The 13,268-nt window shown below is 63.3% G+C and carries 12 protein-coding genes; 4 read left to right on the top strand and 8 right to left on the bottom strand.

Annotated features, from left to right (window positions below):
- Positions 1-21: 21 nt before the first annotated feature.
- Positions 22-828, bottom strand: a complete 807-nt coding sequence (locus FJ972_RS22615; RefSeq protein ID WP_140514836.1) for a protein-disulfide reductase DsbD domain-containing protein — start codon at positions 826-828, stop codon at positions 22-24.
- A 169-nt stretch (positions 829-997) separates the two neighbouring features.
- On the opposite strand from FJ972_RS22615, the gene FJ972_RS22610 reads away from it, so the two are divergent.
- On the top strand, positions 998-1,606 hold the full coding sequence (locus FJ972_RS22610; protein WP_140494949.1) for a YqgE/AlgH family protein: 609 nt from the start codon (positions 998-1,000) through the stop codon (positions 1,604-1,606).
- A 22-nt stretch (positions 1,607-1,628) separates the two neighbouring features.
- Here the strand turns inward: FJ972_RS22610 and FJ972_RS22605 are convergent, their stop codons facing one another.
- Genes FJ972_RS22605 through thrC form a run of 4 tightly spaced genes read right to left on the bottom strand, consistent with a single transcriptional unit; the run spans position 1,629 to position 7,837 of the window.
- Positions 1,629-4,517, bottom strand: coding sequence for an EAL domain-containing protein (locus tag FJ972_RS22605; RefSeq protein ID WP_140514838.1), 2,889 nt, complete (start codon positions 4,515-4,517; stop codon positions 1,629-1,631).
- A gap of 3 nt (positions 4,518-4,520) precedes the next feature.
- Positions 4,521-5,117: a GNAT family N-acetyltransferase gene (locus tag FJ972_RS22600; protein WP_140520802.1), complete on the bottom strand. Its 597-nt coding sequence runs from the start codon at positions 5,115-5,117 to the stop codon at positions 4,521-4,523.
- Between the two features lie 15 nt (positions 5,118-5,132).
- On the bottom strand, positions 5,133-6,425 hold the full coding sequence (locus tag FJ972_RS22595; RefSeq protein ID WP_140494943.1) for a M16 family metallopeptidase: 1,293 nt from the start codon (positions 6,423-6,425) through the stop codon (positions 5,133-5,135).
- A 14-nt stretch (positions 6,426-6,439) separates the two neighbouring features.
- A complete protein-coding gene (gene thrC, locus FJ972_RS22590) occupies positions 6,440-7,837 on the bottom strand; it encodes a threonine synthase (RefSeq protein WP_140520801.1) in 1,398 nt (465 codons plus the stop codon).
- Between the two features lie 129 nt (positions 7,838-7,966).
- Here thrC and FJ972_RS22585 point away from each other — a divergent pair, with 129 nt between their 5' ends.
- Complete coding sequence (locus FJ972_RS22585) at positions 7,967-8,692, top strand: hypothetical protein (RefSeq protein WP_140514841.1); 726 nt, start codon at positions 7,967-7,969, stop codon at positions 8,690-8,692.
- A 35-nt stretch (positions 8,693-8,727) separates the two neighbouring features.
- Here the strand turns inward: FJ972_RS22585 and FJ972_RS22580 are convergent, their stop codons facing one another.
- Positions 8,728-9,417 carry an HAD family hydrolase gene (locus FJ972_RS22580; protein ID WP_140520800.1) on the bottom strand — a complete coding sequence of 230 codons (690 nt, stop codon included), beginning with the start codon at positions 9,415-9,417 and terminating at the stop codon, positions 8,728-8,730.
- A 165-nt stretch (positions 9,418-9,582) separates the two neighbouring features.
- On the opposite strand from FJ972_RS22580, the gene FJ972_RS22575 reads away from it, so the two are divergent.
- Positions 9,583-10,716, top strand: a complete 1,134-nt coding sequence (locus tag FJ972_RS22575) for a site-specific DNA-methyltransferase (RefSeq protein WP_140514844.1) — start codon at positions 9,583-9,585, stop codon at positions 10,714-10,716.
- A 66-nt stretch (positions 10,717-10,782) separates the two neighbouring features.
- Here the strand turns inward: FJ972_RS22575 and FJ972_RS22570 are convergent, their stop codons facing one another.
- Positions 10,783-11,394 (bottom strand): HAD family hydrolase, encoded by a 612-nt coding sequence (locus FJ972_RS22570; RefSeq protein ID WP_140494934.1) that lies wholly within the window; start codon positions 11,392-11,394, stop codon positions 10,783-10,785.
- Positions 11,391-12,629 carry an A/G-specific adenine glycosylase gene (mutY, locus tag FJ972_RS22565; RefSeq protein WP_140520799.1) on the bottom strand — a complete coding sequence of 413 codons (1,239 nt, stop codon included), beginning with the start codon at positions 12,627-12,629 and terminating at the stop codon, positions 11,391-11,393. The genes FJ972_RS22570 and mutY overlap by 4 nt, the downstream gene beginning before the upstream one ends.
- Positions 12,630-12,685: 56 nt before the next feature.
- Here mutY and FJ972_RS22560 point away from each other — a divergent pair, with 56 nt between their 5' ends.
- Positions 12,686-13,186 (top strand): DUF721 domain-containing protein, encoded by a 501-nt coding sequence (locus FJ972_RS22560; RefSeq protein ID WP_140494930.1) that lies wholly within the window; start codon positions 12,686-12,688, stop codon positions 13,184-13,186.
- The last annotated feature ends 82 nt before the right edge of the window (positions 13,187-13,268 follow it).

Raw genomic sequence — 13,268 nt, 5'->3', positions numbered from 1 at the left:
AACCATCGCAGAGGGGCTGGATCAAGGGAAAGGCAAGAGCCCTTCGACCGCGCCTGCCGAACTCGTCAGCGTATAGTGAAGTCCGCCATCCGTGGGTGTCGTCGATGGCCGGTCGAGGATCGGCACAGTGAAGACCAGCTTGCCGTCCTTCTGGCTACGGGCCGGCGAACCGAACATGTAGTCGCGGTCTCCTGCGACGAAGAAGTCCGCCGCTTCCGGATCGCCGGGAAAGCTCGCCTCCACAACCAGCGTTTCATGGTCGCCCGGCAGCACGTTGATGCCGAAGTCGGATCTTGCCGGCGCGGGCAAGGCGGCGAAGCTCGCCTTGACCAGCTCCGCGTCCTCGGCATTGTCCGGGTCGGAGCCGGGGTCGACGGTCAGCCGCGTCTGCACAGGGATGCATATCGTCTCGCAAATGCCAAGGAAAATGTCGGCGTCGATGACGGACGGATCCTTCGCGGCCGACAGCGTGAACGTCACCGGCAGCGAGACCGGATAGTCGTAGCCCGCCCATTTGCCGTAGCCGTCGTCATGACGCTTCGGCGCCGGGAAGGAAAGGCTGGCATCGGAAATGTTGGTGCTGGCCGAGATATCGAGTTGCGGCGGCACGCCCGCGTCGCCCGGGTCGCGCCAATAAGTCTTCCAGCCAGGCTTGAGCGCTATGTCGAGAACGCCCCGAATGCGGCCGGCATCGTCGGGCTTGCCGCTCGTCACCAGCCGTACCTTGCCGCCTTCGCTGTTGTACCAGGCGGACGAAGAGGCGGCGGCTGGCAGTGTGATTGCCGATCCGATAACGGCGCCGAGCAACAGGATTTTCAAGCTTTGCATGGGGATGATTTGATCGTCCGTTCATGGCCGTGCAATGATTTCATGGTCTTGCCGGTATCATATTTGCGTGACCTTTGCCGCAGGTAATGATCGGCCTGCGGCACGGGCTTGGTCGAAAACCGGCGCGGTACATCTTTTCGGCGCCCGGGAAACGCGTTACCCTCTGATCATGGACTTGTTGCGCCACAAGAAGACGGCCGCCGGCAGTGGCTTTCTCGACGATCAGTTCCTCATCGCCATGCCTGGCATGAAGGACGACCGTTTCACGCGCTCGGTCATCTACATTTGCGCCCACAGCGATGAGGGCGCGATGGGCCTGATCATCAACCAGACGCAGCAGATGCTGTTTCCGGACCTTTTGGTGCAACTTGGCATCATGAACGAGCACGAGGCGATCCGGTTGCCCGCCCGTACCCGTGATTTCGTCGTTCGCAATGGTGGGCCCGTCGACCGCAGCCGCGGCTTCGTGCTGCATACGGGCGATTACCGGGTGGAGTCTTCGCTGACCGTTTCCGACGATGTCTGCCTGACCGCGACCGTCGACATATTGCGCGCCATATCGTCGGGCCGGGGACCCCGTCACGCGCTGATGGCGCTGGGCTATTCGGGTTGGGGCGCCGGCCAGTTGGAAACCGAGATAGCCGAAAACGGCTGGCTGACCTGTCCGGCCACTCCGGAGCTTCTGTTCGATACCGACATCGAGCGCAAATACGACCGGATTCTCGCCTCGATCGGCATCGACCTCGCGCATTTGAGTGTAGCGGCCGGCCACGCCTGAGCTCCAGCGGCGTGAAAGCCAACTACGCCTGCGTCAGCGGATACTGTTCCTTCAGCGTCTTCAGCACCTGATCCCCGGGCATCGGGGCGCCGAACATGAAGCTCTGCACATATTCGCAGCCCATCTGGCGCAGCTCCAGCGCGTCGCGCTCGTCCGAAATGCCTTCGGCGACCACCGACAGGCCGAGCTCATGCGCCATGCTGACCATGGATTTGAGCAGCACGGCGCGTTTGGGCGTGCTGTCGTCCACGAAACTCTTGTCGATCTTGATCGTGTCGAAGGGAAAGCGCGTCAGATAGGCGAGCGAAGAATAGCCGGTACCGAAATCGTCCAGCGACAGGCCGATGCCGAGCTGCTTCAGCTTGGTCAGCACATGGGCAGTCTGCTCGGGATTGTCCATAACCAGCGATTCCGTGAGCTCGAGCCGGAAGCAGCGCGGCTTCAGATTGGCCCGCGCAATCACGGAGCGGACGTCGCTGACCAGGTCGCGGCGGATGAGCTGGCGGCTGGAAAGGTTGACCGAAACCGACAGCGGCGCGTCGCCGATCTGCTTTTGCCATGCCGCCAGATCCTCGGCGGCCTGCTGCATGGCGAACAGCCCAAGCTGTACGATCAGCCCGCAGCTTTCGGCGACAGGAATGAAATCCGCCGGCGGGATCATGCCGCGGCGCGGATGGTCCCAGCGCAGCAATGCCTCGAAGCCGGCGACGCTGCCGTCTTCCAGCCGAACGATCGGCTGGTAGGCAAGCGTGAATTCGCGCCGTTCGATGGCACGGCGCAGGTCGGATTCGAACTGCAGCCGATCGGTGCCGACGGTGCGGAAGGCCGGGCGGAACGGTTCGATCCTGTCGCCGCCGAAGCGCTTGGCCTGATGCATGGCAAGCTCGGCGTCCTTGACCATGTCCTCGGCCGAGGTCTGCGCCGAGGTCCAGGTGATCAGCCCGATCGAGGCGGTCAGCACGATCTCGCGCTTGGCAAAGGTGATCGGGGCGTTGATGGCATGCTTGATGGCGTCCGCCACCGCCGCGATGCGGGCCGGGTCCTGCTCGGAAAGCAGCATCAAGGCGAACTGGTCGCCGGCGAAGCGTGACAGCGAGTCCTTCGGCTTCAAGAGCCGGTGCAGGCGTCGCGCGATGGTGAGCAGGATGGTGTCGCCGGCCGAGATGCCGAGCCCGTCATTGACCTGCTTGAAGCGGTCGATGTCGATGACGAAGACGGTCGGGCGCACCTTCTCTTCGGTCCGTGCGATCGAGATGATCGCCTCGAGCCGGTTCATGAACAATTCGCGATTGGGCAGGCCGGTGAGGTTGTCGTGCACCGCGTCGTGCAGCAGCCTCTCCTCGGATTTTTTCTGCTCGGTGACGTCAACCATGGTGCCGACACAGCGGATGACCTCACCGTCCGATCCGATAACCGGGCGCGCGCGCAGCGCAAACCAGTGATAGTGGCCGTCGGCGCCGCGCAACCGGAAGTTCTGCGCCACCTTGCCGCGACGGTGCTCGAGCACCACGTCGAGCGTGGTGCGGAACGTGTCGCGGTCATCGACATGCAGCACCGGCAGCCAGTTGCGGGCGGCACCCCCCAGGCTGTTGGGGGCGAGGCCGAGCTGGATGCTGACGTCGGGCTTGGTGACGACGCGGTCGCGCAGCACGTCCCAGTCCCACACCGTGTCGCCCGAGCCGGCCACCGCCAGCGCCTGCCGCTCGAGGTCGGAGAACAGGCCCTGGTGCAGCGCGCCTCCGGCGAAGGCATGCTGCATGACGGTGAAGCCGATCAGCAGGATGATGAGGATCAGACCGCCGCCAAGCGCCGGCTGGGCGATGTCGTTGTCGAGCATGCCGGTTATCGCCATCCACGATCCGCATAGCCACAACAGCACCATCACCCAACTGGGCACAAGCATGATCGCGCGATCATAACCGCGTATGCCGAGGAAGATGATCAGGCCGAGCCCGGTCAGCGCGGTGGCGGCGAAGGACAGCCTGGCGATGCCCGCGGCAACCGCCGGGTCGACGATGGCGACGCCGGCGATCAAGAGCAGGCCAAGGATCCAGACCAGCGCCCCATAGCTGAAATGGCCGTGCCATCGATTGAGATTGAGATAGGCGAACAGGAACACCACGAAGGTCGCCGCCAGGGCCACCTCCGTTCCCGCCCGCCACATCTGCTCGTTGCCGGGCGATATCTCGATGATCTTGTTGAGGAAGCCGAAATCGACGCAGATATAGGCAAGCACGGCCCAGGCGAGTGCTGCGGTCGCAGGGAACATGGAGGTTCCCTTGACCACGAACAGGATGGTCAGGAACAGCGCGAGAAGCCCGGCGATGCCGATGACGATGCCGCGGAACAGCGTGTAGGAATTGACTGAGTCCTTGTAGGATTCCGGGTCCCAGAGATAGACCTGCGGCAGCTTGGGCGAGGCGAGTTCGGCGATGAAGGTGATCACCGTTCCCGGGTTCAGCGTCACCCGGAAGACGTCGGCGTCCGGGCTGCTCTGGCGGTCGAGCGCAAAGCCTTCGCTGGGCGTGATGGCGGCGATACGGGTCGAGCCGAGATCCGGCCAGAAGATGCCGGAATTGACCAGTCGGAAATGCGGCGCCACGATCAGCCGATCGAGCTGCTGGTCGGTGGTGTTGGCAAGCGCGAACACGGCCCAGTCGCCGGTGGAACGGGCGTCATTGGCCTCGACCTCGATGCGTCGTACGATGCCGTCGGGCCCGGGCGCGGTCGAAACCTGGAAGTTTTCGCCCTGGTTGCGGTAGATTTCCACGGCGCCGGACAGATCGAGCGCGACATCGTCGCGAGCGATCTTGATCGGTTCGACGGCAAAGGCCGAGGACGCCGCGCACAGCGTCAGGATCGTCGCGAGGACAAAGGCGAACAGCGGCCCGTTGCGCAGGAATTTCGTCAAAAATCAGTCCTTCGTTCCAGCGCCTGGCGGATCGTCCGCGATCCGGGCGTAGAGGTAGTGGTCCTGCCAGATGCCATTGATCCTGAGGTAGGATCGCAGAAGTCCTTCGCGCCGGAATCCGGCTTTTTCAAGCACACGGATCGACCTGATATTGTCGGGAATACAGGCCGCTTCGATCCGGTGCAACCTCAGCGTATCGAAGGCGAAGCGGGTCACGACCTTGACGGCGTCGGTCATCAGGCCACGGCCGCCGAAGCGCTCGCCGATCCAGTAGCCGACATGCCCGCTTTGCGAGACCCCGTGGCGTATGTTGCCGAGCGTAATTCCGCCAGCCAACCTGCCGCTCGATTTCTCGAATATGAAGAAGGCGATCGCCGTCCCTTGCGCATAGTCCTCGCGGTAACGGCTGATGCGCAGCCGCCATGCCGCCCGGTCAAGCTCGTCCGGCGCCCAGCGCGGCTCCCATGGTTCTAGAAAGGCCCGGCTCTCGCCGCGCACCGCCGACCACTCCCGGTAGTCATTGGTGAACGGCACGCGCAGCGTCACGCGGTCGCCCTTCAGTGCCGGCAGGTCGCGGCGAAAGAAAGGGAGCGCGAACACGGCGCTTGTGCGGGCTTAGACGGCGAGCTTGCGGGCCGTGGTGGGCGTGCCCGGAAGCGAATCGAGGATCGCTTCGTATGGCGCCAGCGTACCCACGGGCCCTACAGCGGTAAGCGTCGGTTTGGTCGAGAACAGCCGTGACGACAGGTCGGTCAAACGATCGACCGTCAGCGCCGACAGCCGCTCCATCAGTTCCTCCTTGGCGATCGGCCGGCCGAACAAGAGCAGCTGTCTCGCGATCTGCGAGGCGCGGCTGGCCGGGCTTTCCGCCGACATGATCAGACCTGCGCGGTATTGCGCGCGCGCCCGGTCGAGCTCTTCCTGCAGGATGTTCTCGCCGGCCTTCTGCAATTCCTCGATGATGACGGGCACCAGTTCGGCGATGTCGCTCTGCCCGGTCGCGGCATGGACGCCGAATATGCCGGTGTCGGAAAAGCCCCAGTGGAAGGCATAGACCGAATAGCACAGGCCACGCTTTTCGCGGACTTCCTGGAACAGCCTGGACGACATGCCGCCGCCGAGGATCATCGACAGCACCTGCGAGGCGTAGAAATCGCGCACATGGTAGGCGCGGCCTTCGAAGCCCAGCACGATCTGCGCGTCCATCAGGTCGCGGTCCTCGCGGAAATCGCCGCCAACATATTGCGCATATTGCGGGATGGTGTTGTCGGCCTTGGTGCGGAAACCGCCGAGCTGCTTTTCCACCTCGCGCACGAAATTGTCGTGCTTGATGTCGCCGGCGGCCACGATCACCATGCGTTCGGCGCCGTATTGGCGCTCGATGAAATCGTGCAATTGCTTCGAGGTAAAGGATTTGACGGTCTCCGGCGTGCCCAGAATCGAGCGGCCGATGGTCTGGTGGCGAAAGGCGGTCTCGGTGAACCGGTCGAACACGATGTCATCGGGCGTGTCGTGCGCGGCGCCGATTTCCTGCAGGATCACGTGTTGCTCGCGTTCGAGCTCCTGCGGATCGAATTCCGATTCCTGCAGGATGTCGGCAAGAATGTCGACGGCCAGCGGCACGTCGTCGGAGAGCACCCTGGCATAGTAGGATGTGGTCTCGACGCTGGTGGCGGCGTTGATCTCGCCGCCGACGTCCTCGATTTCCGAGGCGATCTCGAAGGCTGTTCGCCGCTTTGTGCCCTTGAACGCCATGTGCTCGAGCAGATGGGCCATGCCATGCTCTTCATCACGCTCATTGCGGGCACCCGACTTGACCCAGGCACCCAGGGCAACCGATTCGATGCTTGGAAGGGTTTCGGTGGCGACTGTCAGGCCGTTCGACAGACGGCTTACCTCAACACCCATATGGTTCGTACTCCTTAACGCGCCGCTCGCGCACGGCGGCTGACGTAATCTTCCACCATTTTCAGGTCGGATGGAAGTACCGTGTATTTTTCCTCCGATGTCATCAATCCACCTAGCCATGCGGGCAGTGCGGGTGACACGCCGCTGGCGGCCTCGACGGCGGCCGGGAATTTTGCTGGGTGCGCAGTGCCCAGCACCACCATCGGCACGGCATTCGAAGCCTTGCCGGCCGCGACATGCACGGCTGCCGCGGTATGCGGATCAAGCAGGTAGTTGCTAGCCGCGAGCGTCGAGCGTATCGTCGCGGCGACCTCGTCCATAGCTGCGCGGCCGGCATCGAATTCGGCCCGCATCCCCGCGATTTCCGCGGCTTCTATGGTGAAGGCGCCGGATTGTTTGAGCCCGGCCATGTAGCGCCGCACGGTCGCCGGGTCGCGGCCCGACGCCTCAAACAGCAGGCGCTCGAAATTCGACGACACCTGGATGTCCATGGAAGGCGAGGTGGTCGCGAACACGCCCTTGGTGCGGTATTCGCCGGTCGCGAAAGTGCGTGCCAGTATGTCGTTGTCGTTGGTGGCGATGACCAGCCGATCGATCGGCAGGCCCATTTTTTTGGCGGCGTAACCGGCAAAGATATCGCCGAAATTCCCTGTGGGCACGGTGAAGGAGACGGGGCGATCGGGCGCGCCGAGCGACAGGGCCGAGGAGAAATAATAGACGATCTGGGCCATGATGCGGGCCCAGTTGATCGAATTCACCCCCGACAGCGAGACACGGTCGCGAAAGCCGTGATCGTTGAACATGTCCTTGAGCATGCCCTGGCAATCGTCGAAATTGCCTTCGATCGCCAGGGCATGCACGTTCTCAGCCTTCGATGTCGTCATCTGCCGTTGCTGCACCGGCGACACGCGGCCATGCGGGAAGAGAATGAAGATGTCGGTGCGGCTGCGCCCGGCGAAGGCGTCTATCGCTGCTCCGCCGGTGTCGCCCGATGTGGCGCCGACGATGGTGGCATTCTGGTTGCGTTCGGCGAGCACATGGTCCATCAGCCGGGCGAGCAACTGCATCGCCACGTCCTTGAAGGCGAGCGTAGGTCCATGGAAGAGTTCGAGGACAAAAGCGTTGGGGCCGGTCTGGACCAGCGGGCAGACAGCCTCGTGGCGGAAGGTGGCATAGGCCTCCCGCACCAGGCGCTCGAACACGGGGGCCGGGATTTCGTCGCCAAGGAACGGCGACAGCACCCGGATGGCCAGTTCGGGATAGGCCAGGCCGCGCATGGCGCGGATCTCGGCCATCGAGAATTGCGGCCACTGGCGCGGCACATAGAGCCCGCCGTCGTGTGCCAGGCCTGTCAGGACGGCATCGCAAAACCCAAGCGCGGGCGCCTCGCCGCGGGTACTCACATATTGCATCGTCACAATTCCGTTACTGCCTTGGGTTTTCGACCCACGCAAGGTGGTTAATTTCTACGCTGGCTCAGTCGCATTTTTGCCGCGCGGTTGATATACGTCACCAGCTTTGCGAGAGGGAAGTGCAGTTTCATGGCGTTTCATACATTCAGCGGTCGCTTTTTCGCGGGTCTTGCGCTCACCGGCTTTATGCTTGCCGCCGCCGGCTGCCAATCAGGCGACAACGGTATGCTGAACCTGGGTTTTGGCAAGAAGGACCCGACCGCGCCACCGCCGCCGCAGGACCCCAAGATTTTGGCCAGCCAGTTGAATGCCTATTGCCCGAGGGTGATGCTTCGCGACGGCACGGCATTCTTCAACACCTACGCCAACGAAGCCCGGAAGCCCAGGCCCAAGCTCAAGAAGACCGGCGACGCCGCGCAGGATGCCGCGGCCCAGGCTGCGGCGGATGCTGCCGCTGCTACTCCGCCGGACGATTCGGCGAGGGTCATTTATCAGGCCTCGATCAGCGACGTGACCCGCGATTGCAGCCGCGCCGACGGACAGCTGACGATGAAGATCGCCGTCGCCGGCAAGATCGTGCCGGGACCGAAATTCACGCCCGGCACCATCACCATGCCGATCCGCACCGCGGTAATGCATGGCACTGAGGTGCTTTATTCCCAGATCCACCAATACCAGGTCCAGGTTACCGACCCCTCGGTCGCCACGCAGTTCGTCTTCACCGATTCCAACGTCGTCGTGCCGGCGCCGACGGCGCAGGATTATCAGGCCTATGCCGGCTATGATGAAAATGCGCCGAAGGCCGCGACCGACAAACCGAAGAAGAGCAGGAAGAAAGCCGCCGCGACCAACTAAATCCGCGGGGGTGCTCGTCGGGGCCTAGCGGACGCTCACGCGTCCGCCGACCATTCTGATAGGGCGGCCAGCGTGCCGCTCAGATCCGTCCAGCGGCGGATCACCGTCTCGGCGCCCGCCTCCGTCAGCGCATCGGCATGGCCGGGATAGCTATGGGCGGCGCCGGTGAACCCGATGACACGCATTCCTGCCGACCTTGCGCCGGTCACGCCGTGCACGGAATCCTCGATGACGAAAGTGTTTGCCGGATGGGCGCCGAGCTTTTCGGCGGCGAACAGGAACACGTCGGGAGCCGGTTTGGTTTTTCCGGTCGGCGTCTCCATCGCGGAGAAGATGCGCCCGGCAAAGAATGGCAGCAGATGCACCTTCTCCAGCATGAATTCTATCCGCTCCGAGCGTGAGTTGGAGCAGATGCAACGTTGCGCCGTCACCGAGGCGACCGCTTCGCGCACGCCCTCGATGGCACGAACGTCGCTGCGCAGTTTCCGGTCGACCAGCTCTTCGGCGCGATCGATCAGCGAAACCTGGAACGGGATGTTGGACTTCTCCTCAACCCGCATCAGAATGTCCTTGAACGTCAGCCCCGCATAAGTCTCGGCAATCTCCTCGGCCGAGATTTCGTATCCGGACAAGGTCAGGAGCTCGGCCTCGACGCGCGCGGCGATGATTTCGGAATCGACGAGCACGCCGTCGCAATCGAAGATGACAAGGTCTGGCTGGGGCATGGTGATCCGGGCAATGAGAACGGGCAGGCTTCAGGCGGCGCGGCATACACCAACGGGCACGTCGGCGCAAACCGGCGGCGTCCGATCGCTGCCCTTCACCGAATATTTACGCTGATCGGTAACCATAACCGGGAGTAAACAGTAACGCGTGCCTTGGGTGTAAAAATGTCAGCCGTGCGTCTTGTCGACGAGCTTTCCCATGCTCCCCAGCAATCCGAATGGCTGGACACGATCCTGAAGGGCGACTGCGTCGCGGCGCTCGACCGGCTGCCCGAAAAATGCATCGACGTCATCTTCGCCGATCCACCCTACAATCTGCAGCTCGACGGCGACCTGCACCGGCCCGACCAATCCAAGGTCGATGCGGTGGACGACGACTGGGACCGGTTCGAGAGCTTCGAGGCCTACGATGCCTTCACGCGCGCCTGGCTGCTGGCCGCGCGCCGGGTGCTGAAGCCCAACGGCACCATCTGGGTCATCGGCTCCTATCACAACATCTTCCGGGTCGGGGCCAAGATGCAGGACCTCGGCTTCTGGATCCTCAACGACGTCGTATGGCGCAAGACCAACCCGATGCCGAATTTTCGCGGCCGCCGCTTCCAGAACGCGCATGAGACGATGATCTGGGCCTCCCGCGACCAGAAGGGCAAGGGCTATACCTTCAACTACGAAGCGTTGAAGGCGTCGAACGACGACATACAGATGCGTTCCGACTGGCTGTTCCCGATCTGCACCGGTGGCGAGCGTCTGAAGAACGACAATGGCGATAAACTGCACCCGACGCAGAAGCCGGAGGCGCTGCTCGCCCGCGTCATGATGGCCTCGACCAAGCCCGGCGACGTCGTGCTCGATCCCTTCTTCGGCTCCGGCACGACAGGCGCGGTGGCGAAGCGCCTCGGCAGGCATTTTGTCGGCATAGAGCGCGAGCAGGCCTATATCGACGCCGCCAATGAGCGCATCGACGCGGTGCGGCCGCTCGACGGCGCGGACCTGACCGTGCTCACCGGCAAGCGCGCCGAGCCGCGCGTCGCCTTCGTCAGCCTGATCGACACGGGGCTGGTGACGCCCGGCGCGACGCTCTACGACGCCAAGAAGCGCTGGGCGGCCAAGGTCCGCGCCGACGGCACGGTGGCGATCGGCGACAGTGCCGGATCGATCCACAAGATCGGCGCCGAAGTTCAGGGCCTGGATGCCTGCAACGGCTGGACCTTCTGGCACTATGAGCGCAGCGGCGGCCTGACCCCGATCGACGAACTGCGTCGCATCGCGCGTCTCGGCATGGAAAGGGCAGGGGGCTGACCCTGCCGATTGCCGCGGCCTTGGCGTTGGTTCAAAGTCTCAACGAAGTACTGGAAGCGATTCAAATCACGCCTTGATTCCGAGCCGCTCAAGGTCTGCTTGAAGTGTCTTGGCATCGGTGAACAGCACTGCCTGCCAGCCGGCCGCTTTGGCGCCGTCGACATTCTTCTGGCTGTCGTCGATGAACAGCGTCGCGGACGGTTCGAGCTCGAACGCGGCGACGTGATGGTCGTAGATGTCGCGATCCGGCTTGATCTTGCCGATCTCACCCGAAATGGTGACACCGCGCGGACGATTGAGAAAATCGAAGCGTTTGCGCGCTTCGGCCAGCGTATCGGCGGCGAAGTTGGTCAGCATGGTGACATCGTGGCCGCTGTCGATCAGACCGACCATGATGGCGACGCTGTCGTCATAGGCATGCGGCACCATGTCGTGCCAGTGGCGGCGAAAATTGCGGATGTTTTCCGCGTGATCCGGGTGGTCCGCGATCAGCAGCGTTTCCGCCTCTTCCCATGTCCGGCCGCGGTCCTGCTCGATGTTCCAGTCATGCGTGCAGACATTGTCGAAGAACCACTTTCTCTCCTCGGCATCGGGAATAAGCCGGCTGAACGGGATGTTCGGATCGTAGTGGATCAGCACTTTGCCGATGTCGAACACGATGTGGCGGATTTCAGTCATGGGGCCTCTCTGCACTGTTCGGTGACGGCTTTTTTCGTCGCGCCGGGTATCGCAGCCTCGATTGCCTTTTTCATGACAGTGGGCAGCGCTTCACCCGAAATGTCCGACGGCAGCGACCAGAAATGCCCGGCGGGCGTCTCGCCGGTGCTTCGGGCGAGGAAGATTTCGAGCTCGAGCGCAAAATGGGTGAAGACATGCGCGATCCGGCCGGCTTGTCGCCAGTCGCCGGGAAAGGGTGCGGCCGCCGCTGTGGTCGCGCCGTCCAGCCGCGCCGTCCAGCCGGTCGTCGGCACCTCGGTCATGCCGCCGAGCAGCCCTTTGTCGGCGCGTTTGCGCAGAAGAATGGCACCGTCGCTTCGCACGGCGACGAAGGCTGCGCCGCGCCGCAGCGGTTTGTCGGCCTTGGGCAGGCGCACGGGATATTGTTCAGGATCGCCTGAAACGACCGCGCTGCAGCCCTCGCGCAGCGGGCAAAGCATGCAGCGCGGCCGGCGCGGGGTACAGATCGTGGCGCCGAGGTCCATCATCGCCTGAGCGAAATCGCCGGGCCTCGTCGTGGGAACCATGCGCTCGACACGGGCGCGAATGTCGGCCTTGGCTTCGCTGAGCGGCGTGGCAATGGAGAACAGGCGGGTCACGACACGTTCGACATTGCCATCGACGACGGCAGCCGGCCGGTCGAAAGCGATCGCCGCGATCGCCGCCGAAGTATAGGCGCCGATGCCCGGCAATTCCTTCAAGCCGGCTTCCGTATCCGGAAACCGGCCGTCGCGCCCGGCCACCAGATCGGCACAGGCCTTGAGGTTGCGGGCACGGGAATAGTAGCCGAGCCCTGCCCAGGCTTTCATCACGTCCTCGACGGGCGCCGCCGCCAGCGCCGCGACATCAGGCCATTTCTCGACAAAGGCGCGAAAATAGGCCTTCACGGCTTCAACCGTGGTCTGCTGCAGCATGACCTCCGACAGCCAGATCCGGTAAGGATCGGGCCGCACGCCACGGGCATGGTCGCGCGGGGTCACGCGCCACGGCAACTCGCGATGATGCACGTCGTACCATGCGAGCAGGCGGGATGCGGTATCGCCAGCTTTGCTGCTGTCCCCGGACGCAGCTCTGCTGCTGTCACTAGACGCAGCTTTGCTGCTGTCACTAGACGCAGCTTTGCTGCTGTCACTAGACGCAGCTTTGCTGCTGCTGTCCTCTGATATGGCCTTGCGGGTCTGCTCGTGCGGTGCCATTGATCTCGTATCGGCCTCGGCCGGGAAGAGTGGAGGTGGGTGGCTGGAGAACGCACATGGCAGGGAAAAAGCCCTTCGGCAATCCCGTTCCGGTGAGCGATCTCGCCACCGCGATCCTCGACCCGGTGCTGCGCAAGCGGGCGGGCATTTCGGTCAGCCTGGTCCAGTCGTGGGAAGAGATTGCCGGTTCGCGCCTGGCCGGCCATTCGCGCCCTGAAAAGATCCAGTGGCCTCGGCGGCTGCACGAAGACGACCCGTTCGAGCCGGCCGTGCTGGTGATCGCCTGCGAGGGCATGGCGGCGCTCCATCTGCAGCATGAGGCCGGCGAGATCATCAATCGCGTCAATGCATTTCTCGGCTTCACGGCCATCGGCCGCATCAGGATAGTGCAGAAGCCGGTTCTAAGTGAAAAGGCGCGGCCGAAACCACCCGTCAGGCCTCTCAATGAGGCGGAAAAATCAAGACTGTCGCACATCGTCGGCAAGATAGAAGACGATGGCCTGCGTGCCTCTCTGGAGCGGCTCGGCGCCACTATTCTGGGACAAAGAAAGTCATAGCACCGTCGCCAATCTCGCGATTTCGTGATTATAAGCTTCAAGTTTCACGATTGGATTGGGGACGGCGATGCCTTAATTCGCG

Origin of the sequence: Mesorhizobium sp. B2-1-1 (assembly GCF_006442975.2) — a bacterium.
Classification (GTDB): Bacteria; Pseudomonadota; Alphaproteobacteria; order Rhizobiales; family Rhizobiaceae; genus Mesorhizobium.
The sequence above is the reverse complement of the archived record's forward strand: the minus strand, read 5'-3'. Positions and strand labels throughout refer to the sequence as shown.

Coding starts and splice junctions, on each gene's coding strand:
- FJ972_RS22615 (WP_140514836.1), bottom strand. CDS start 828: ATGCAAAGCTTGAAAATCCTGTTGCTCGGCGCCGTTATCGGATCGGCA.
- FJ972_RS22610 (WP_140494949.1), top strand. CDS start 998: ATGGACTTGTTGCGCCACAAGAAGACGGCCGCCGGCAGTGGCTTTCTC.
- FJ972_RS22595 (WP_140494943.1), bottom strand. CDS start 6,425: ATGGGTGTTGAGGTAAGCCGTCTGTCGAACGGCCTGACAGTCGCCACC.
- thrC (WP_140520801.1), bottom strand. CDS start 7,837: ATGCAATATGTGAGTACCCGCGGCGAGGCGCCCGCGCTTGGGTTTTGC.
- FJ972_RS22585 (WP_140514841.1), top strand. CDS start 7,967: ATGGCGTTTCATACATTCAGCGGTCGCTTTTTCGCGGGTCTTGCGCTC.
- FJ972_RS22580 (WP_140520800.1), bottom strand. CDS start 9,417: ATGCCCCAGCCAGACCTTGTCATCTTCGATTGCGACGGCGTGCTCGTC.
- FJ972_RS22575 (WP_140514844.1), top strand. CDS start 9,583: ATGTCAGCCGTGCGTCTTGTCGACGAGCTTTCCCATGCTCCCCAGCAA.
- FJ972_RS22570 (WP_140494934.1), bottom strand. CDS start 11,394: ATGACTGAAATCCGCCACATCGTGTTCGACATCGGCAAAGTGCTGATC.
- mutY (WP_140520799.1), bottom strand. CDS start 12,629: ATGGCACCGCACGAGCAGACCCGCAAGGCCATATCAGAGGACAGCAGC.
- FJ972_RS22560 (WP_140494930.1), top strand. CDS start 12,686: ATGGCAGGGAAAAAGCCCTTCGGCAATCCCGTTCCGGTGAGCGATCTC.